Annotated in this window: 16 protein-coding genes; 4 read left to right on the forward strand and 12 right to left on the reverse strand. The window is 56.6% G+C overall.

Annotation, left to right across the window (positions count from 1 at the left end; genetic code table 11):
- Positions 1 to 24 precede the first annotated feature (24 nt).
- The 9 genes from bamA to rpsB all read right to left on the reverse strand — a co-directional run bounded on the left by bamA (position 25) and on the right by rpsB (position 10,331).
- Positions 25 to 2,436, reverse strand: a complete 2,412-nt coding sequence (gene bamA, locus MHZ89_RS11020) for an outer membrane protein assembly factor BamA (protein WP_311783039.1) — start codon at positions 2,434 to 2,436, stop codon at positions 25 to 27.
- A gap of 51 nt (positions 2,437 to 2,487) precedes the next feature.
- Positions 2,488 to 3,837: a sigma E protease regulator RseP gene (rseP, locus tag MHZ89_RS11025; RefSeq protein WP_311783040.1), complete on the reverse strand. Its 1,350-nt coding sequence runs from the start codon at positions 3,835 to 3,837 to the stop codon at positions 2,488 to 2,490.
- 12 nt (positions 3,838 to 3,849) lie between these two features.
- On the reverse strand, positions 3,850 to 4,707 hold the full coding sequence (gene cdsA / locus MHZ89_RS11030) for a phosphatidate cytidylyltransferase (RefSeq protein ID WP_311783041.1): 858 nt from the start codon (positions 4,705 to 4,707) through the stop codon (positions 3,850 to 3,852).
- 18 nt (positions 4,708 to 4,725) lie between these two features.
- Positions 4,726 to 5,478: a (2E,6E)-farnesyl-diphosphate-specific ditrans,polycis-undecaprenyl-diphosphate synthase gene (gene ispU, locus MHZ89_RS11035; RefSeq protein WP_120455841.1), complete on the reverse strand. Its 753-nt coding sequence runs from the start codon at positions 5,476 to 5,478 to the stop codon at positions 4,726 to 4,728.
- A gap of 168 nt (positions 5,479 to 5,646) precedes the next feature.
- Positions 5,647 to 6,849, reverse strand: coding sequence for a 1-deoxy-D-xylulose-5-phosphate reductoisomerase (ispC, locus tag MHZ89_RS11040; protein WP_311783042.1), 1,203 nt, complete (start codon positions 6,847 to 6,849; stop codon positions 5,647 to 5,649).
- 145 nt (positions 6,850 to 6,994) lie between these two features.
- Positions 6,995 to 7,552 carry a ribosome recycling factor gene (gene frr, locus MHZ89_RS11045; RefSeq protein ID WP_120455838.1) on the reverse strand — a complete coding sequence of 186 codons (558 nt, stop codon included), beginning with the start codon at positions 7,550 to 7,552 and terminating at the stop codon, positions 6,995 to 6,997.
- A 141-nt stretch (positions 7,553 to 7,693) separates the two neighbouring features.
- A complete protein-coding gene (gene pyrH / locus MHZ89_RS11050; RefSeq protein WP_033793563.1) occupies positions 7,694 to 8,419 on the reverse strand; it encodes a UMP kinase in 726 nt (241 codons plus the stop codon).
- 154 nt (positions 8,420 to 8,573) lie between these two features.
- Positions 8,574 to 9,425, reverse strand: coding sequence for a translation elongation factor Ts (tsf, locus tag MHZ89_RS11055; protein WP_120455836.1), 852 nt, complete (start codon positions 9,423 to 9,425; stop codon positions 8,574 to 8,576).
- Between the two features lie 180 nt (positions 9,426 to 9,605).
- Entirely contained in the window at positions 9,606 to 10,331 is a 726-nt protein-coding gene (rpsB, locus tag MHZ89_RS11060; protein ID WP_147402107.1) for a 30S ribosomal protein S2, read from the reverse strand.
- A gap of 374 nt (positions 10,332 to 10,705) precedes the next feature.
- Here rpsB and map point away from each other — a divergent pair, with 374 nt between their 5' ends.
- From map to MHZ89_RS11080, 4 genes are all read left to right on the forward strand, one after another.
- Positions 10,706 to 11,500 carry a type I methionyl aminopeptidase gene (gene map / locus MHZ89_RS11065; RefSeq protein ID WP_311783043.1) on the forward strand — a complete coding sequence of 265 codons (795 nt, stop codon included), beginning with the start codon at positions 10,706 to 10,708 and terminating at the stop codon, positions 11,498 to 11,500.
- A gap of 67 nt (positions 11,501 to 11,567) precedes the next feature.
- Positions 11,568 to 14,222, forward strand: coding sequence for a bifunctional uridylyltransferase/uridylyl-removing protein GlnD (gene glnD / locus MHZ89_RS11070; protein ID WP_311783344.1), 2,655 nt, complete (start codon positions 11,568 to 11,570; stop codon positions 14,220 to 14,222).
- Positions 14,223 to 14,297: 75 nt separating this feature from the next.
- Positions 14,298 to 15,122 carry a 2,3,4,5-tetrahydropyridine-2,6-dicarboxylate N-succinyltransferase gene (gene dapD, locus MHZ89_RS11075; protein WP_311783044.1) on the forward strand — a complete coding sequence of 275 codons (825 nt, stop codon included), beginning with the start codon at positions 14,298 to 14,300 and terminating at the stop codon, positions 15,120 to 15,122.
- A gap of 223 nt (positions 15,123 to 15,345) precedes the next feature.
- Positions 15,346 to 15,738: a DUF3461 family protein gene (locus tag MHZ89_RS11080; RefSeq protein ID WP_120455828.1), complete on the forward strand. Its 393-nt coding sequence runs from the start codon at positions 15,346 to 15,348 to the stop codon at positions 15,736 to 15,738.
- 62 nt (positions 15,739 to 15,800) lie between these two features.
- Here the strand turns inward: MHZ89_RS11080 and MHZ89_RS11085 are convergent, their stop codons facing one another.
- The 3 genes from MHZ89_RS11085 to dgt all read right to left on the reverse strand — a co-directional run bounded on the left by MHZ89_RS11085 (position 15,801) and on the right by dgt (position 20,180).
- Positions 15,801 to 16,958, reverse strand: a complete 1,158-nt coding sequence (locus tag MHZ89_RS11085; RefSeq protein WP_120455826.1) for a CdaR family transcriptional regulator — start codon at positions 16,956 to 16,958, stop codon at positions 15,801 to 15,803.
- Between the two features lie 171 nt (positions 16,959 to 17,129).
- Entirely contained in the window at positions 17,130 to 18,554 is a 1,425-nt protein-coding gene (gene degP, locus MHZ89_RS11090) for a serine endoprotease DegP (protein ID WP_311783045.1), read from the reverse strand.
- A 135-nt stretch (positions 18,555 to 18,689) separates the two neighbouring features.
- Positions 18,690 to 20,180, reverse strand: a complete 1,491-nt coding sequence (gene dgt / locus MHZ89_RS11095) for a dGTPase (RefSeq protein ID WP_311783046.1) — start codon at positions 20,178 to 20,180, stop codon at positions 18,690 to 18,692.
- Between the last annotated feature and the right edge of the window lie 5 nt (positions 20,181 to 20,185).

Here is a 20,185-nt window from a genome sequence, read left to right on the forward strand (position 1 = left end):
GCTTATGCTTCCTTGCTCAGAACCTTACCAGGTTTTACCAATGTTAAACTGGAACTGTTCTGATTTGTCCCCTTCCACTTTTTTGACCGGCTGCGCATAAGAGAAGACCAGCGGCCCCAGCGGGGACATCCACTGCAGCGCAATACCGCTCGAAACGCGGATATTGTTTGGATCGCTATAGTCCGGGATGCCGGCGGCGCGGGTTTCATCCGTATTCTGCCACTTGGTATCCCAGACGGTACCCGCATCCACGAACAGCGAGGTACGTACCGAGTTTGCGTATTTCTCGCTCAGGAACGGCGTCGGGGTAATCAGCTCCAGGCTGGCCACCGCCATCGCGTTACCGCCTACTGCGTCGCTCGACTTACAGATGCCGTTCGGATCGGTCAGCGTACAGGTTGACGAGCCGTCGTTCAGGTAAGCCGCTTTCGGACCGATGGTATTGGAGCGGAAACCACGTACGGTGCTGGAGCCGCCCGCATAGAAGTTCTCGTAGAACGGCATCTCTTTGCCGCCCAGGCCATCGCCGTAACCGACGCGGCCGCGTCCTAACAGCACCCAGGTACGATCGCGGTTAAGCGGCACATACTGTTGGGTATCCAGCGTCGCTTTATAGAAGCTGTTGTCCGAGCCCGGAATAGTCACTTTACCGTTCAGGTTGGTACGGTTACCCGCGGTCGGGAAGAAGCCACGATCCAGGGTATTATAGGTCCAGCCGTAGTTGAAGGTGAAGTCATCCGCAGAGAAGTCGCCCTTGTCATTAAGCTCCTGCGGCTTACCGACAGAGTCGAGATAGCGCCACATCGCCACCTGCGGCTGCATGTTGGAGAGGTCGTTGTGCACATAGCCCAGACCAACGCGCAGCGTGTTGTTTTCATTGACCGGGAAGCCCAGGGTGCCGTCTACGCCATAACTTTTGTTGGTGTAGTCCGACAGATCCGCATCGTCCGCTTTAAAGTCGTTGTAGAAGACGCGACCGCCCAGGCTCACGCCATCCACCGTAAAGTACGGATCGGTCAGCGAGAATTCCGCGTAGGTCTGGTAGTCATTCTTGGTGCCGCTGATGCTTACCGTGTTACCGGTGCCCAGCCAGTTATCCTGGGTTACGCCGACCTGGAAGCTGACGCCGCTTTCGGTGCCGTAGCCGACGCCGAAGTTAAAGGTGCCGGTGTTGCGCTCTTTGACCTTGTAGACCACGTCTACCTGGTCCGGCACGCCCGGTACGCGCTGCGTATCGACATCGACCGTTTCAAAGTAGCCGGTGCGGTTCAGACGCTCTTTGCCCTGCTCAACCAGATCGCTGCCCAGCCATGCGCCTTCCATCTGGCGCATTTCACGACGCAGCACCGCATCTTTCGAGGTGTCATTGCCCTCGAAGCGCACTTTACGCACGTAGTAACGGTTGCCGGCGTCCACGCTGATATGCAGCTTCACCGTTTTATCGGCGTCGTTGATTTCAGGCTGCGTCATCACGCGCGGATAGGCGTAGCCATAACGGCCCAGCAGCTTCTTGATGTCATCTTCCATCTGGGTGACTTTGGTGCCGTTATACAGCTCGCCCGATGGAATTTGCGTCAGGTGTTCGATCTCTGCCGAGTGGCCCGCCATGCTGCCGTTGACGATCACGCCGGCGATTTTGTACTGATCGCCCTCGGTGATGTTAACGGTGATGTAGATGCCTTTTTTATCCGGCGTCAGGCTCACCTGGGTCGAATCAATATTGAAGCGCGCATAGCCGCGATCGAGATAGAAGCTGCGCAGCGTCTCAAGGTCGCCCGCCAGTTTTTGCTTCTGATATTTGCGATCGCCCACCACGTTCCACCACGGCACTTCGTCGCGCAGCTGGAAACGGGAGATCAGCTCGTCAGAGCTGAAGGCCTTATTGCCAACGATGTTGATCTGCTGAATTTTGGCGGAGACGCCTTCGGTGAAGACCAGTTTCAGATCGACGCGGTTGCGCGGCAGCGGCGTGACCACGGCCTTCACGTTAGCGGTGTATTTACCGACGCTGTAGTAGAAGTCCTCCAGCCCTTTCTCAATGGAAGAGATGGTGGTGCGGTCCAGAGCTTCGCCTACGCGTACGCCAGAGGCCTCAAGGTTTTGCTTGAGCTGATCCTCTTTCACCGCTTTGTTGCCGGTAAAGGTAATGCTGGCAATGGTAGGACGTTCTTTCACCTGAACAATCAGCGTAGTTCCGTCGCGCAGGACCTGAACATCCTCAAAGTTGCCGGTAGCAAAGAGCGAACGAATGGTATTTTTGACATCTTCGTCATTAACCGTATCGCCAACTCGTACCGGCATGCTCAGCAGAGCCGCGCCGACGGCGACTCGCTGCAGCCCTTCGAAATGAATATCCTTCACCACGAAATCGTCTGCACCGTAAACGGTGGCGCTGCTAAACAGCAGCGACGCTATGAGCAACTTTTTCATCGCCATCGTTATTATGCGTTTTCCTAACACATCCCGCGTCTGTCTGCGTTCCAGCTATTACAGACGTGAGAAATCATTGAAAAGTGCAAGCCCCATTAACAACACCAGCAAGATTGAGCCAATGCGATAACTGAAGTCCTGAACTCGCTCGGACACCGGTCCACCTTTGATCTTTTCGATCGCCAGGAAGAGCAAATGCCCACCATCTAACACCGGCAGTGGGAAGAGATTGATGATTCCGAGATTGACGCTAATCAACGCCAGAAACATCAGGTAGTAAATCATCCCGTATTCCGCTGACAATCCTGCACCCTGCGCAATCGAAATCGGCCCGCTCAGGTTGTTCAGCTTCACATCTCCGGTAATTAACTTGCCCAGCATGGAGACCGTCAGCTTCATCAGTTGCCAGGTTTTCGCGCTGGCCTCACCAATAGCGTCAAACGCGCCATACTGCCTTACCGTTTTATAGGCTTCAGGCAGCGGAATCACGCGCGGGATTACCCCGGCGAAACCTTCTGCTTTCGCGCCTGGCCTGGCTTCCGGCGTTAACGTCAACTGCACCGTCTCGCCGCCGCGATCAACTTCCAGGGCCATATTTTTGCCGGGGTTATCCCGTACCTGCATCACAAAAGTCTGCCATTGCGTTAACGGCTGACCATCGACTTTAACGATCCTGTCGCCCGCTTGCAAACCGGCAACGCTCGCAGGCGACTTTGCCTGCACTTCCGCCAGCGTGGTTTCGATTTGCGGGCCGCGCGGGCGAATGCCCAGCGCAACGACCGGATCCTCTTTGTCTGGCTCAAACTGCCAGTTGCGCAGGTCGACATCTTTCTGCTGCGTCGCCTCTTCGCCGAAGCGAGAAACGGTCAGCACCGTATGTGCGTCGCCGATTTTGCCAATCAGCGCCATACGCACGGCATCCCAGTCAGGCGTTTCGATGCCATCTACCGCCTTAAGTTCCATCCCGCTGGCAATTTGCGCTTCCGCCGCCACCGAACCGTTCACAATTTCGCCAACCACCGGACGCACGCCGGGCACGCCGTGAATAAATACGACCCAGTAGGCGAATATGGCGAAGATGAAGTTAGCGGTGGGGCCAGCGGCGATAATCGAGGCGCGCTGCCAGATGGCTTTATTGTTAAAAGCCTGATGACGCAGTTCGGCGGGCACGCTTTCCACGCGCTCGTCGAGCATTTTGACATAGCCCCCGAGCGGGATCAGCGCGATAACATATTCGGTGCCCTGACGGTCGCGGCGCTGCCACAGCGCCTTGCCGAAACCGATCGAGAAGCGCTCAACGCGGACGCCGCAGCGGCGCGCCACCCAGAAATGACCGAACTCATGTACGGTGATGAGCACGCCAAGGGCGACGATAAAGGCGACAAAACTCCATAATATACTCAACATCTACGCCTGTCCTCAGAGAGTGCGGAACACCAGCAACAGCAAACAGGCGAAAACCGGCACTGCGGCAGTCAGACTGTCGATACGATCGAGAATGCCGCCGTGACCCGGGATCAAGTTGCCACTGTCTTTGATACCCGCTTCACGTTTGAACATGCTTTCGGTCAAATCGCCCAGCACTGAGGCGAGAGTCGCCAGTACGGCGCAGACGATCAGCGTACCGGCGGAGACGCTCAGCGGCGCAAAGCTGGCGAACAGCCAGGCGAGCAGCGCAGAAGAGACCAGGCCGCCGAGAAAGCCTTCCCAGGTTTTCCCGGGCGACACTTTAGGCGCCAGCTTATGCTTGCCGAACATTTTGCCGAACATATAGGCGCCGGAATCGGCGCCCCATACCAGAAACATGACGAACAACAGCCACCATGCACCCGCATAGTGGTCACTGTCGTAGTGATACTGGCGCAGCGCCATCATGCCCCAGAAAAACGGCACCAGCGTGAGAACACCAAACACCAGACGCAGGGGACGCGAATTACGCCAGAGAGAGGCCGATGCCGGATAGAAGAGAACCAGAACCAGCGCCACAATCCACCATGCCAGCGACGCCCAGAGTGAAGCGGCGACCTGCGGCAGATGGACATCGCGCTGATAAGGAGGAAGGGTAAAGAGCATCCCCGCCAGCAGCAGTCCGCAAATTACAGAGAGCCAGATACGCTGTTGACGCGACGCCATGCCCGCAAGCTGGCCCCACTCCCAGGCGCCCAGCATGCAGATGATAATCGTCGTAATCGCAAAACCAACGGGCGGTAACCAGAAAAGCGCAGCAATCACCAGCGGAATGAGAATAAGCGCGGTAATCAGACGAGACTTCAGCAAAGGTTACCCCCTGTTTGCTCAGGCGCCGCCTGGTGCAGCGCCGCCATAACGACGCTCCCGCAGAGAGAATGCATTCAGTGCACCTTCAAAAACGTGTTCATCAAAATCAGGCCAGAGAACATCGGTAAAATAAAACTCAGCATAGGCGATCTGCCACAGCAGGAAGTTGCTAATCCGATGCTCTCCCCCGGTCCTTATCACTAAATCCACTGGAGCCAGCCCCTGCATGCACAAATGCGCAGACAGGTTCTCCTCGGTGATCTGGTCAGGACGCAATAAACCTTCCTGAACCTGTTCAGCGAGTTTTTTCACTCCCTGGATAATATCCCAACGTCCGCCATAGTTCGCGGCAATATTGAGAGTCAGTCCACTATTTTGCTGAGTCAGTTCCTCGGCGCGACGAATACGCTCCTGAATACGGTTACTGAAACGGCTCACGTCCCCGATGATGCGCAGACGCACGTTGTGCTTGTGCAGGCTCTTTACTTCACTGTCGAGCGCCCAGACAAACAGCTCCATCAGCGCAGTGACTTCCTGAGCCGGACGGCTCCAGTTTTCACTGCTGAAGGCGTAGAGCGTCAGCGCTTCAAGATTATTGCTGACGGCGAAGCTGACGGAGCGGCGCACCGCTTTTACGCCCGCTTTATGGCCGGAAATACGCAGTTTTCCCTGATTTTTAGCCCAACGACCATTGCCATCCATAATGATAGCCACGTGACGTGGGCCCGTTCCCTGTTGGTCATCGGTTTTGTTGTGATTATTGGACGACATAACGCGTAATTAATTCCTGTTGTCAGAAATGCTGTGGTTTCTGAATACATTGCGCCCGGTACTCTCCCGCCCAAAAGGGGCGAGGCGCATCTGATGCGATGCCATACACGGAAACGCGAGCGAGCGACTATACCATTTTCGCTACAGGCGAACAAATAGCGGCGCGCGTTAACGCGAGGTCGCGAAACGCGGCAGCATCTCTGTGGCTCTGGCGCGCGCGGCGCGGTCGATATCCAGTACGGCGTCCACTGAATCCGGCTCCGCAAACGCCTGCGCCGCCAGCACTTCGCTGTTGAGCGCCGCGATGTCGGTAAAGCGAATCTGGTTATCCAGAAAGGCCGCCACCGCAACTTCATTGGCCGCGTTTAGCGTAGTGGTCGCCGCCTGCCCTGCCTCGCAGGCATCTATCGCCAGTTTCAGGCAAGGGTAGCGGGCAAAGTCAGGTTCGGCGAACGTCAGCGCGGACATGCGGGTGAAGTCCAGCGGCGTTACGCCTGCTGAAATACGCGCGGGCCAGGCCATGCAGTGTGCAATGGGGGTGCGCATATCCGGTGAACCGAGCTGAGCCAGCACGCTGCCGTCGCAGTAGCGCACCATGGAGTGGATCATCGACTGCGGATGCAGGATCACCTCCATTTGCGCTGCGCTGGCGTTAAATAACCAGCGGGCTTCAATGTATTCGAGACCTTTATTCATCATGGTGGCCGAGTCGACGGAGATTTTACGTCCCATCGACCAGTTCGGATGCGCGCAGGCCTGCTCCGGCGACATGGTCGCAAGGTCGGCCAGCGGCGTGTCACGAAAAGGACCACCCGATCCCGTAAGGATAATGGACTCAATGCCATTTTCCCGCAGGTCAGCGTATCCTAACTGATGCTGGATGGAAGCGGGCAAACTCTGAAAAATGGCGTTGTGCTCGCTGTCGACGGGCAGCAGCTGCGCCTGATAGTGGTGCACCGCCTCCATAAACAAACGGCCGCAGGTGACAAGCGACTCTTTGTTAGCGAGCAGCACGCTTTTTCCGGCGCGGATCGCCGCCAGCGTCGGCAGCAGCCCGGATGCGCCGACAATCGCCGCCATTACCTGATCCACCTCGTCAAGCGCGGCCAGCTCGCACGCGGCCTGAACGCCGGAGAGCACTTCGGTTGAGACGTTGAGTGCTTTCAGTCGTTCACGCAGCGCCTGTGCAGACGCCTCGTCCGCCATCGCGGCGTAGCGCGGCTGGAACGTTTGACACTGCTCCGCCATCAGCGCGACATTCTGGCCGGCGACCAGCGCGGTAATTTGATAAAGCTCAGGATTAGCGCGGACCACCGCCAGCGTGCTGGCGCCAATGGATCCGGTGGAACCCAGCAAGGTTAATCGCTTCATTAAGCTGTCCCTGTGAAGACGTCGAATAACTCCGCTCGCGCGGAAGGCATAATGTAAAACGCCGCCAGAGCGCATTCGCAATGAACACAGCTCTGAACGGCGTTTTATACCCAAGGATATCGGGTATAGAAAGCAACTGATGGGATCAGAACTCCATCAGCTCCTTCTCTTTTTCAGCCAGCGCCGCATCTACGTTCTTGATACGCGCATCGGTCATTTTCTGGATCTCGTCCTGAGTACGACGCTCGTCGTCTTCGCTGATCTCTTTATCTTTCAGCAAGGCTTTGATTTTGTCGTTAGCGTCGCGGCGCACGTTGCGCACAGAGACGCGGCCCTGCTCGGCTTCGCCGCGCACAACCTTGATCAGATCCTTACGACGCTCTTCGGTCAGCGCAGGCAGCGGAACACGAATGTCGCTTCCCGCTGAGCTTGGGTTAAGGCCGAGGTCAGAAGCCATGATGGCTTTTTCCACTGCCGGGCCCATGGAGCGGTCGAACACGTTGATTTTCAGCGTGCGTGAGTCTTCTACGGTAACAGAAGCGAGCTGACGCAGCGGCGTCGGCGTACCGTAGTATTCGACCACGATACCGTCGAGCAGTGAAGGAGAAGCGCGACCGGTGCGCACTTTGCTGATGGTGTTTTTAAACGCTTCGACGCATTTGTCCATGCGCGTTTCAGCATCTTTTTTGATGTCGTTAATCACGTTGAAACCCTTGGATTCGGTTTGACCTGGCCATTCCGGCGGGGCCGGAAGCGGTATCGCTGTTGAGCGATAATCCTGAATGGTGCGCGGTGACGTTCACCGCGCCGACAGAATATACCTTATTTTATCTTGCGTCGGGTATTAATGCGTAATCAGGGTGCCTTCTTTTTCACCCATCACTACGCGACGCAACGCGCCAGGTTTGTTCATATTAAATACGCGGATCGGCAACTGATGGTCGCGCGCCAGAGTAAAGGCCGCCAGATCCATTACTTTCAGCTCTTTTTCCAGCACTTCGGCGTAGGAGAGCTGGTCATACAGCGTCGCATCCGGGTTTTTCACTGGATCGGCTGAGTAAACGCCGTCGACTTTCGTTGCCTTCAGCACCACGTCCGCTTCGATTTCGATGCCGCGCAGACAGGCCGCCGAGTCGGTGGTAAAGAACGGGTTGCCGGTACCGGCGGAGAAGATCACCACGCGGTTGTTGCGCAGCAGGCTGATGGCTTCGGCCCAGCTGTAGTTGTCGCATACGCCGTTAAGTGGGATAGCGGACATCAGGCGCGCGTTCACATACGCGCGGTGCAGCGCGTCGCGCATCGCCAGGCCGTTCATCACAGTCGCCAGCATGCCCATATGGTCGCCCACGACGCGATTCATACCCGCCTGTGCCAGCCCCGCTCCGCGGAACAGGTTGCCGCCGCCAATTACCACGCCTACCTGAATGCCCAGCTCGACCAGTTCTTTCACCTCTTGCGCCATGCGGTCAAGCACGCTCGCGTCGATACCAAAACCTTCGGCACCTTGCAGTGCTTCGCCACTCAGTTTCAGCAGGATACGTTGATATACAGGTTTTGCGTTGGTCGCCATGGTCGGTTCTTCCTGGAAGAGTTGAAAAGGAGAAGTTAAATCTGATGGATCATCCGCTTAGCGCGCGTAAATTACTATTGGGATGAGACTGAAAAGCGTCTGCTTAGCGCAGCAGACAAAAAAGAACCGCCTTTTGGCGGTTCCTTTAACAGCATTAAGACTGTTTGGACATAGCTGCTACTTCAGCAGCGAAGTCGCTTTCGACTTTCTCAATGCCTTCGCCCACTTCGAAGCGGATGAAGTTGATGACGTCAGCGCCTTTCTCTTTCAGCGCCTGGCCAACGGTTTTGCTCGGATCGATAACGAAAGCCTGGCCGGTCAGAGAGACTTCGCCGGTGAATTTCTTCATGCGGCCTTCAACCATTTTCTCAGCGATCTCTTTCGGCTTGCCAGACTGCATCGCGATGTCCAGCTGAACCTGGTACTCTTTTTCAACCACGTCAGCAGAGACGTCTTCCGGCTTAACGAATTCCGGCTTGCTGGCAGCAACGTGCATAGCGATCTGCTTGATCAGCTCTTCGTCAGCGCCTTTCGCGGAGATCAGTACGCCGATACGCGCGCCGTGCAGGTAAGAACCCAGCTGCTCGCCTTCCAGCACAGCGATACGACGGATGTTGATGTTTTCGCCGATTTTCGCTACCAGCGCTACGCGCTCTTCTTCGAATTTCGCTTTCAGCGCTTCAACGTCGGTGATGCGCTCTGCGGTCGCCGCGTCCAGCACTTTGTCAGCGAACGCCTGGAAACCAGCGTCTTTCGCAACGAAGTCGGTCTGGCAGTTGACTTCCAGGATCACGCCGTAGTTGCCGTCGATTTTGGTTTTGATCACGCCGTCAGCAGCTACGTTGCCTGCTTTTTTCGCCGCTTTGATCGCGCCGGACTTACGCATGTTCTCAATCGCCAGCTCGATGTCGCCATTCGCTTCGGTCAGCGCTTTTTTGCAGTCCATCATGCCCGCGCCAGTACGCTCGCGCAGTTCTTTTACCAGTGCAGCGGTAATTTCAGCCATTCCAGAATCCTCGGTTCGTACCCCTGTGCTTACGCACTAAGGCACCTGTTGCGGAAAATTTACTCTGTCCCGCCCGCCAGAAAGGAGGCGTGACAGACGGAGATAAAATAAAGGGGCCAAGACTGGCCCCTTAACAGATTACATCTGATGTCTAAGGGCTCTTTGTCAGAGCGAACCTTATTAAGCGTTTTCTAAAGACGCTTCTTCAGCCTGCTCAGCCAGGTCCTGTGAACGGCCTTCGCGCACGGTAGTGGCAACGGCAGTCAGGTACAGGCTAACAGCACGGATCGCATCGTCGTTACCCGGGATAACGAAGTCAACGCCGTCTGGATCAGAGTTGGTATCAACGATAGCAAATACCGGGATACCCAGGTTGTTTGCTTCTTTAATCGCGATGTGCTCGTGATCGGCATCGATAACGAACAGCGCGTCCGGCAGACCGCCCATGTCTTTGATACCGCCCAGGCTGTTTTCCAGCTTGGCCAGTTCGCGACCGCGCATCAGCGCTTCTTTCTTGGTCAGTTTGTCGAAGGTGCCGTCCTGAGACTGAGTCTCAAGGTCTTTCAGACGTTTGATAGACTGACGAACGGTTTTCCAGTTGGTCAGCATGCCACCCAGCCAGCGGTGGTTTACGAAGAACTGGTCGCAGCTCAGTGCAGACTCTTTTACCGCTTCGCTGGCAGCGCGCTTGGTACCGACGAACAGAATCTTGCCTTTACGGGCAGAGATTTTGTGCAGCTCAGCCAGAGCGTTGTTGAACATCGGTACAGTCTGCTCAAGGTTGATGATGTGAACTTTGTTACGCGCACCGAAGATGAACGGCTTCATTTTCGGGTTCCAGTAACGGGTCTGGTGACCGAAGTGAACACCAGCCTTGAGCATGTCGCGCATGGAAACAGTTGCCATGATTACCTCTAAATTTAGATTGGGGTTGGGCCTCCATGTATCCCATGCGACCGACCTCTTTCGAAGCACCCCGGCGCATGTGTCGATACATGTGTGTTTTAGTACACATAATGAGATTGTTGCTAACGGCGGCGGATGAGCACACTGGCTCTCATTTCGCTCACACATTATGCAATTCGCGCTTCCTGCCGGCCATTACGCACCTGACAGAGAATCGTCGGCGCGCTTTATACCACAACCAGGCTGCTGAAGCCAGAATTTGTTCAGTGCGGGGCCGCGCGACGCGAACTGTTTGGCTGCCTTGTTTTCGGCTGCTAACATGACAGCACATCGTTCATTATTGCTGAAATTTTCGGCAACTGCGGATTAATTTAATGGCAATTTCAATTAAAACCCCTGAAGAAATCGAAAAAATGCGCGTCGCGGGCCGTCTGGCCGCCGAGGTGCTGGAGATGATCGCACCGCACGTTAAACCGGGCGTTTCTACCGGCGAACTGGACCGCATCTGTCACGATTACATTACTAACGAGCAGCACGCCATCTCCGCCTGCCTCGGCTACCACGGCTTCCCGAAATCGGTCTGCATCTCGGTCAACGAGGTGGTGTGTCACGGCATTCCCAGCGACGATCGTCTGCTGAAGGATGGCGACATCATCAATATCGACGTTACCGTTATCAAAGATGAGTACCACGGCGACACCTCGAAGATGTTTATCGTAGGCAAGCCGACCATCCAGGGCGAGCGTCTGTGCTATATCACCCAGCAGAGCCTCTATCTGGCGCTGCGCCTGGTGAAGCCGGGCATCCGCCTGCGCGAGCTGGGACGCGCGATTCAGAAATATGTCGAATCCCACGACTTTTCAGTGGTGCGCGAATACTGCGGCCACGGCATCGGCAAAGGCTTCCATGAAGAGCCGCAGGTGCTGCACTACGACGCGGATGACGGCGGCGTGGTGCTGCAGGCGGGCATGACCTTTACCGTCGAGCCGATGGTCAACGCTGGCGACTACCGCATCCGCACCATGAAAGATGGCTGGACGGTAAAAACTAAAGATCGCAGCTTGTCCGCGCAGTACGAGCATACTATTGTGGTGACCGATAACGGCTGTGAAATCCTGACCCTGCGTAGCGACGACACCATCGACGCGGTGCTGGTCAACGAAGGGTAAACGTCCCCCACTGATAAAAAGCCGGCCCTGTGCCGGTTTTTTTATGGCTCAAGAAGAGAGAAGCGGTATGAGCGCGATCCTGACGGATGAGGTCATTGACGGCCTGAAAGACTCCCCGGCGCACTGGGATGATGCGCAGTTAACCCGCGACGTCCTGAAGCAGAAGCTGGAAACCTTTAATGCCTTTCTCTCCACGGCGTTCGACGCCGGCGAATCGGTTGAGGCCCTGATCGAGGCGCGCACGCTGTTTATCGACCGCCTGCTGCGTCGCCTGTGGCGCTTTTACGGCTTTGACGCCCTGCCCGCTATCGCACTGGTCGCGGTCGGCGGCTACGGCCGCGGCGAACTGCATCCGCTTTCCGACGTCGATATTCTGATCCTCAGCCGCGAGCCGCTCGACGACGCGAGCGCGCAGCAAACCAGCGAACTGCTGACGCTGATGTGGGATCTCAAGCTGGAGGTAGGCCACAGCGTGCGCACGCTGGAGGAGTGTCTGCTGGAGGGGTTAGCCGACCTGACCGTCGCCACCAACCTTATCGAGTCGCGCATGCTGACCGGTGACGTCGCCCTGTTTCTGGAGATGCAGAAGAATATCTTCAGCGAAGGCTTCTGGCCGTCGGCGACCTTTTACGCTGCCAAGATCGAAGAGCAGCAGGCGCGCCACCAGCGTTATCACGGCACCAGCTACAACCTTGAGCCCGATATTAAAAGCAGCCCAGGCGGCCTGCGCGATATTCATACGCTGCAGTGGGTGGCGCGCCGCCACTTCGGCGCCACCACGCTGGATGAAATGGTAGGGTTCGGCTTTCTTACCGAAGCCGAGCGCATCGAGCTTAACGAGTGTCAGGCGTTTCTCTGGCGCATCCGCTTTGCCCTGCATCTGACGTTGACGCGCTACGACAACCGGCTGCTGTTCGATCGCCAGCTCAACGTCGCGCAGCGCCTTAACTATCAGGGCGAAGGCAACGAGCCGGTCGAGCGAATGATGAAGGATTTCTTCCGCGTCACGCGCCGCATCGGCGAGCTTAACCAGATGCTGCTGCAGCTGTTCGACGAAGCGATTCTGGCGCTCTCCACGACGGAAAAACCCCGCCCGCTGGACGATACTTTCCAGCTGCGCGGCAATCTGATCGACCTGCGCGACGAAACGCTGTTTGAGCGCGAGCCGCAGGCGATTATGCGCATGTTCTACGTGATGGTGCGCAACGAGAATATTCGCGGCATCTATTCAACCACCCTGCGCCAGCTGCGCTACGCGCGTCGCCATCTCAAGCAGCCGCTGTGTCAGATCCCGGAGGCGCGTCAGCTCTTTATGTCGATTTTGCGCCATCCCGGCGCGGTCAAACGCGCCCTGCTGCCGATGCACCGTCACAGCGTGCTCTGGGCCTATACGCCGCTGTGGGGACATATCGTCGGACAGATGCAGTTCGACCTGTTTCACGCATACACCGTCGACGAGCACACCATCCGCGTGCTGCAAAAGCTGGAGAGCTTTGCCAGCGAGGCGACGCGCCCGATGCATCCGCTTTGCGTCGAGCTCTGGCCGCGCCTGCCGCAGCAGGAGCTGCTGTTGATGGCGGCGCTGCTGCACGATATCGCCAAAGGCCGCAACGGCGATCACTCTATTCTCGGCGCGCAGGATGCGCTGGAGTTCGCCGAGCTGCACGGCCTGAATTCGCGGGAGACGCAGCTGGTCGCCTGGCTGGTACGTCACCACCTGCTGATGTCGGTGACCGCGCAGCGCCGCGATATCCAGGATCCTACCGTCATCCAGCAGTTCGCCGAGGTGATGCAGAACGAAAACCGGCTGCGCTATCTGGTCTGCCTTACCGTGGCCGATATCTGTGCCACTAACGAAACCCTGTGGAACAGCTGGAAGCAGAGCCTGCTGCGCGAACTCTTTTTCGCGACCGAGAAGCAATTGCGGCGCGGCATGGAGAACAGCCCGGATCTGCGCGAGCGCGTGCGTCACCACCGCCTTCAGGCGCTGGCGCTGCTGCGTATGGATAATATTGACGAGGAGCGGCTGCACAATATCTGGAATCGCTGTCGCGCCGACTATTTCCTGCGCCACACGCCTAACCAGCTCGCGTGGCACGCGCGTCATTTAATGGAGCACGACCTTCGCCAGCCGCTGGTGCTGGTCAGCCCGCAGGCGACGCGCGGCGGCACCGAAATCTTTATCTGGAGCCCCGACCGCCCTTACCTTTTTGCCACCGTGGCGGGCGAGCTGGACAGGCGCAATCTCAGCGTGCACGACGCGCAGATTTTTACCAGCCGCGACGGTATGGCGATGGACACCTTTATCGTGCTGGAGCCGGACGGCAGCCCGCTGGCACCCGATCGCCACCTGATGATCCGTCAGGCGCTGGAGCAGGCGATTGCGCAGACCAGCTGGCACCCGCCGCGCATGCGCCGCGCGTCAGCGAAGCTTCGCCACTTCAGCGTTGATACCGAAGTCAACTTTTTGCCGACCCATACCGATCGCCGCAGCTATCTGGAACTGGTGGCGCTCGATCAGCCCGGCCTGCTGGCGCGCGTCGGCGAAGTCTTCGCCGATATGGGCGTCTCGCTGCATGGCGCGCGCATCAGCACCATTGGCGAACGCGTCGAGGATTTATTTATTCTGGCCAACAGCGAGCGGCGCGCGCTTGACGCGGAAATGCGCAAAGCATTGCAACAACGGTTGACAGAAGCCCTTAATCCAAACGATAAAGTGTGACCGCAATCGATTTACTTACTTATTCTTTGTGTCGGGAAGTGGCCCGACATGCACCAGACAGATCAGGAAAAAATTATGCAACAGTTACAGAGCGTTATTGAAACGGCCTTCGAGCGCCGCGCCGAGATTACCCCGGCGAGCGTAGACACCGTAACCCGTGAAGCCATCAACGAGGTCATCTCTCAGCTGGACAGCGGCGCGCTGCGCGTAGCGGAAAAGATCGAAGGTCAGTGGGTAACGCATCAGTGGCTGAAGAAGGCAGTTCTGCTGTCGTTCCGCATTAACGACAACCAGGTTATGGAAGGCGCGGAAACCCGCTTTTATGACAAAGTGCCGATGAAATTTGCTGGCTGGGACGAAGCGCGCTTTAAAGCGGCTGGCTTCCGCGTCGTGCCGCCTGCGGCGGTGCGCCAGGGCGCCTATATCGCACGCAATACCGTTCTGATGCCCTCTTACGTCAATATCGGTGCTTACGTTGACGAAGGCAGCATGGTTGATACCTGGGCGACCGTGGGTTCCTGCGCGCAGATCGGTAAAAACGTTCACCTCTCTGGCGGCGTCGGCATCGGCGGCGTGCTGGAGCCGCTGCAGGCGAACCCGACCATCATTGAAGATAACTGCTTCATCGGCGCGCGCTCTGAAATCGTGGAAGGCGTGATCGTAGAAGAAGGCGCTGTGATTTCCATGGGCGTTTATATCGGCCAGAGCACCAAAATCTACGATCGCGAAACGGGCGAAGTGCATTACGGCCGCGTACCGGCAGGCTCTGTGGTGGTTTCCGGCAACCTGCCTTCGAAAGATGGCAGCTACAGCCTCTACTGCGCGGTGATCGTGAAGAAAGTCGACGCGAAAACGCGCGGCAAAGTGGGCATTAACGAACTGCTGCGCACTATCGACTAAGCTTTCCCGGCGGGCCTTTCCGGCCCGTCATATTTTCTTTACACTTCCCCCTTCTCTGACCTGATTCGCGAACCGAATTAACAGGTGCGTTTACTTTTCACCCAGGTCATAATCCGCGCCAGTTATCTCCTGTCGCGCAGTGTTCAATCCGTTTTTTGTCTACAGTTATTTTTGTGCCATGAACACAGATGCGCGCTTCTCTCTTTTTGGTGGAAAAATCGCTATGTATGACAATCTTAAAAGCTTAGGCATTAATAACCCGGACGATATCGATCGCTATAGCCTGCGTCAGGAAGCCAACAACGACATTCTGAAAATTTACTTCCGCAAAGATAAAGGCGAGTTCTTCGCTAAAAGCGTGAAGTTCAAGTATCCGCGCCAGCGCAAAACCGTGGTAGCGGATAACATCAACCAGGGTTACAAAGAGGTGCAGGAGATCAGCCCAAATCTGCGCTACGTGATCGATGAGCTGGATCAGATTTGCCAGCGCGATCAGGTGGAAGTGGATCTGAAGCGCAAGATCCTTGCCGATCTGCGTCATCTGGAGAGCGTGGTTACCAATAAAATTAGCGAGATCGAGAGCGATCTGGACAAGCTGACCCGCAACAGCCGCTAATCGCGCCAGCGCCCCGCTTATCGTCAACCTGAAGGCCAGCTAATGCTGGCCTTTTTGTCGCCTTAACTCTGCTCGTCCAGCTGCAAAGCCACATAGAGCAGCAGACGATCGTCAAACTGGCTGAGGTTCAGCCCGGTCAGCTCTGAAATGCGGTTAAGCCGATACTCCAGCGTGTTGCGGTGAATAAAGAGCGCGCGCGCCGTGGCGCTGGGCTGCACGTTATGGGTGAACCAGGCGATCAGCGTGCGCCGCAGCAGGCCGTTATTGTCCATACTCTTCAGCCTCGCCAGCGGACGCGCCAGCTCGTTCGCCTGCCAGCCGCCGCGCAGGCTGTCGAGCAGCACCGGCAGCATTAAATCCTGATAGAAATAGCTGCGCAGCTCCGGCATACGCTGCTTGCCGACCATCATGGTGGTGCGTGCGGTGCGGTAAGAGCGCGCAATGCTGCCCGGCCCGGTGAAATAGTTGCCGAGAGCGATGCGCATCCGCACCTGCCCGCTCTCTTTCATACGCTGCAGCAGCTGTTCGACGCGCTTGCGATGATCGTCCTGATCGTAGCGCCCATGCGCATTGAGCGCCGGTTTCAGCACCACCATCTCCGTCAGAGAAACGATAGCGATCAGGTTATCGCGCTCCGGCGTGGTGAGCAGCGTTTGGAGTTGCTGCAGTTCAGACATGGCGCTGTCGACGCCCAGCTGGCCGCTGTCGACCTCCACCACCGCCGCGACGCGCGGTTGGTTAAGATCGATGCCGAGACGCTGCGCCCATTCGGTCAGCTGCGGCGTCAGGGTTTCGCTGCGGATCAGGTTCAGCACCAGCTCCTCACGCAGACGACTGTCCTGCGCCAGCATATGCAGCAGCCTCGTCTGCTCCAGCATCATCTCCGCCGTCATGCAGACCAGCTCGCCGTAGTGACGCAGCGCGACCGGATCGCCGGTCAGTCCAATCACCCCGACGATTTCACCGTCAATGCGCAGCGGCAGATTGATGCCTGGCCGCACGCCGTGCAGATGTTTCGCCACCGCCTCGTCGATGTCCACTACCCGCCCCTGCGACAGCACCAGCAGCGCGCCTTCGTGCAATTCGCCAATACGCTCGCGATCGCCGCTGCCGATAATGCGCCCGCGCGCATCCATCACGTTGACATTACTGTCAATAATCTTCATGGTGCGCGCCACAATATCCTGCGCGAGGCGCGCATCAAGATGATAGGTTGCCATCTGTTAATCCCGACAGAGAGTAGAAGAGACAGCATACGCATGGCTGCAGAGCCAGGCATTGTGCAAATGCACAGAGCAAGAGGGGGATTTACAGGTTTTGCGGCACTGGTCACACTCTGACCAGCATAAATAAAAAGGCGGACCGGAGTCCGCCTGAGAGGGAAAATAGCGTTACTGCATCAGCAGATAGATGCTGCTGTCGCCGCGCTTAACGTTAAGCGCCAGTACCGAAGGTTTAGTATCAAGAATTTTACGCAGCTCGCCCAGGTTAGTGACTCGCTGCTGGTTAACCCCAAGGATCACGTCGCCTTTTTTCAGGCCGATACGCGCCGCAGCGCTGTTGGGCTTAACGTTGTCTACGCGCACCCCTTTATCGCTGCCGCTGTCGTTGCTGAGATCGGCGCCTTCAATCCCGGTATAGATAGTGGCCGACTGCACTTTATCCTGCGTGCTCTGCTGCAGCTCAACGGTAACGCTAACCGGTTTGCCGTCACGCAGCAGGCCGAGCTGCAGTTTAGTGCCAATCGGCAGCGAACCGACTTCGGCGCGCAGCGCGGCAAAGCTGCTCAGCGGTTTGCCATTCATCGACACCACCACGTCGCCTGCTTTCACGCCCGCTTTCGCCGCGGCGGAGTTCGGCAGCACCTGGCTGACAAAGGCACCGCGCTGGGCATCGACCTTCATCGCTTTCGCCAGCTCTGAGTTAAGCTCAGCGCCGAGGATACCCAGCTCGCCGCGTTTTACCTGACCATACTCCACCATCTGGCCGGTCAGGTTTTTCACCATATTGCTCGGGATAGCGAAGCCGATGCCGATATTGCCGCCGTCCGGCGCGAGGATGGCGGTGTTAATGCCGATCAGCTCGCCGTTGAGATTCACCAGCGCGCCACCGGAGTTGCCGCGGTTAATCGCCGCATCAGTCTGAATGAAGTTTTCGTAATTTTCGACGTTAAGGCCGCTGCGGCCCAGCGCCGAGACGATGCCCGAGGTCACGGTTTCACCCAGGCCGTACGGGTTGCCGATAGCGACGGTGTAGTCGCCGACGCGCAGGTTATCGGAATCCGCGATTTTAATCGCCGTCAGGTTTTTCGCATCGATAAGCTGCACCAGCGCGATATCAGAGCGCGGATCCTTGCCAATCACTTTACCATCGTAGCGGCGGCCATCGCTGAGCTGCACCTGGATTTTGGTGGCGTTGTCGACGACGTGGTTATTGGTCACCACGTACCCTTTTTCAGCGTTGATGATGACGCCGGAACCCAGCGCGCGGAATTTTTCCTGCTGGGTATTGCCACCACCACCCGCGCCGCCCTGGCACATCGGCGAACTCAGGAAAGGCGATCCCTCCTGACAGAAGGGTGAATTATCGCCAAAGAACTGCTGAAACTGCTGCGGCAGACGCGGCGTTTTCACCGTGGTGCTGCCTTCAACGCTGATACTGACCACCGAAGGCATCACTTTTTCCAGCATCGGCGCCAGGCTCGGTAGTTGCTGACTGGTAGAAGAAGCCGATTCAGCGGCAAAAACGGCGGCAGGGCTTAACGCCAGGCCAAGACTGAGCGCCAGCGCGCTCAACGTTAAGGTGTTTTTTTTCATTCGTGTTAGTCTCATCCAGTAATTAACGTCAGACCCTTGCTGTGGTCAGTTATGAGATTTATCTTTTATCGCGAAGTTCCAGCAAAAGTTTGCGGCAAAAGTAAAAATTTATGCACGCTCTTTACAAAACTCCTGTTATTCCACCGCCATCAGTCGGCGATACTCATCCCACGCATAAAGATCGGTCATCCCGCTAATATAGTCCTGAATCAGGCGAAAGCGATAATAACGCTCCCATAGCAGGCGCTGATATTTATGCTCGACCGTCAGCGTCCGCATTTTTTGCTGATAGGCTTTACGGTGTTTACCGGAAAGCTTATGAAACAGGCGGGTTTCGATGGGGTGCTGACGGAGAAAATCTTCATTAATCAATGTCGTAAAAGCTTCAAAGGTTAGCGACATCAGAGGCTGATATATTTCTAACAATCCCTTAATAACACGATAACCTTGTAATTCCAGCTGCTCAACCTCGGCATGATTAAATACATGACGGCGCGCTACCGTTTTGAACATCTGCAATAAACGCCCCTCTTCGCCATCATCCTCTAATAGCGCATGATTAAAATCGCCATTGAAAATGGCGGACAAATTATCGACAAAACGCTTAACCGCGTGGCTGACCAGCACGCTCTGCACGTTAACGCGTAATGACATAAAGAACTGATCGCTTCTGCTACGACGCTTTTTGTTACAGGCTTCTCGCCAGGCATCGCCAACCGTTCGACTGAAGGCGTCATTATTTTTTATCGGCCCCCAGTTTTTACATAAATAGTCATAAAGAGCATCAATGTTAAATATATCTTTCTCGACGGCATCGTCCAGATCGGCAATACAGTAAGAGATATCATCCGCCGCTTCCATAATATAGGTCAGCGGAAAGCGATGGTGTTCGGCCATATTGGTCGCTTCGCGCAGTTCGGCAATATATTCCCGCTCGGAGAGATAAAAACCGGGCTTTTTCATCAGGGCGCTGAACTGCTCGGGCTTCTCGCCCTGCCACCAGGCGGGTGCGGTATATTTCAGGATGCAGGCGACCTGAGAGTAGCTCAGGTTAAGCTGCAGCAGAGTATGCACCATGCGGATCGCCTGCGCGTTGCCTTCGAAATGGCACAGATCCTGGCGGATCATGGCGTTCAGCCGCTCAAAATCGGCGCGCTGCTGGTCGCCTTCAACGCCTGCCACCAGCGGGTCGACCAGCTCCAGAGGAAGATGCTCTTCAAACCAGTCGTTGATGGCGGCTTCGCCGAAATGGCCGAAAGGCGGGTTGCCCACGTCGTGCAGCAGGCAGGCCATCTCCACCAGGCTTTCAAACGCCCCCTCCATCTCATCCAGCCCGTACTGCGCCAGGCCGCCCTGATTCTTCAGGGTTTGCAGGATCTCTTTGGCGATATAGCGTCCCGTCTGCTGCACTTCCAGCGAATGGGTCAGGCGCGAGCGTACCGCGGCATTGCGCTCCAGCGGAAAGACCTGGGTTTTTTGCTGGAGTCGGCGAATCGCCGCCGAGTTGATAATACGGCCACGATCGCTCTCAAAGTGGCGGGTAATATAGTATTCCCCTTCCGGCTCTTTGCGCGTGTTATAAGGGCGGGTAAAACTTATCTTCTTCCTGAAATTGACCGTCGCCATCGTTA

The sequence above is a fragment of the Pantoea sp. ACRSB genome (assembly GCF_022346905.1).
Taxonomy (GTDB): Bacteria; Pseudomonadota; Gammaproteobacteria; order Enterobacterales; family Enterobacteriaceae; genus Pantoea; species Pantoea piersonii.

Excerpts from the sequence above, each read along its gene's own strand:
- degP (WP_311783045.1), bottom strand. The coding sequence starts at position 18,554 with ATGAAAAAAAACACCTTAACGTTGAGCGCGCTGGCGCTCAGTCTTGGC.
- dgt (WP_311783046.1), bottom strand. The coding sequence starts at position 20,180 with ATGGCGACGGTCAATTTCAGGAAGAAGATAAGTTTTACCCGCCCTTAT.
- map (WP_311783043.1), top strand. The coding sequence starts at position 10,706 with ATGGCAATTTCAATTAAAACCCCTGAAGAAATCGAAAAAATGCGCGTC.
- MHZ89_RS11080 (WP_120455828.1), top strand. The coding sequence starts at position 15,346 with ATGTATGACAATCTTAAAAGCTTAGGCATTAATAACCCGGACGATATC.
- glnD (WP_311783344.1), top strand. The coding sequence starts at position 11,568 with ATGAGCGCGATCCTGACGGATGAGGTCATTGACGGCCTGAAAGACTCC.
- pyrH (WP_033793563.1), bottom strand. The coding sequence starts at position 8,419 with ATGGCGACCAACGCAAAACCTGTATATCAACGTATCCTGCTGAAACTG.
- ispC (WP_311783042.1), bottom strand. The coding sequence starts at position 6,849 with ATGAAGCGATTAACCTTGCTGGGTTCCACCGGATCCATTGGCGCCAGC.
- ispU (WP_120455841.1), bottom strand. The coding sequence starts at position 5,478 with ATGTCGTCCAATAATCACAACAAAACCGATGACCAACAGGGAACGGGC.
- bamA (WP_311783039.1), bottom strand. The coding sequence starts at position 2,436 with ATGGCGATGAAAAAGTTGCTCATAGCGTCGCTGCTGTTTAGCAGCGCC.
- MHZ89_RS11085 (WP_120455826.1), bottom strand. The coding sequence starts at position 16,958 with ATGGCAACCTATCATCTTGATGCGCGCCTCGCGCAGGATATTGTGGCG.
- tsf (WP_120455836.1), bottom strand. The coding sequence starts at position 9,425 with ATGGCTGAAATTACCGCTGCACTGGTAAAAGAACTGCGCGAGCGTACT.
- dapD (WP_311783044.1), top strand. The coding sequence starts at position 14,298 with ATGCAACAGTTACAGAGCGTTATTGAAACGGCCTTCGAGCGCCGCGCC.
- rpsB (WP_147402107.1), bottom strand. The coding sequence starts at position 10,331 with ATGGCAACTGTTTCCATGCGCGACATGCTCAAGGCTGGTGTTCACTTC.
- rseP (WP_311783040.1), bottom strand. The coding sequence starts at position 3,837 with ATGTTGAGTATATTATGGAGTTTTGTCGCCTTTATCGTCGCCCTTGGC.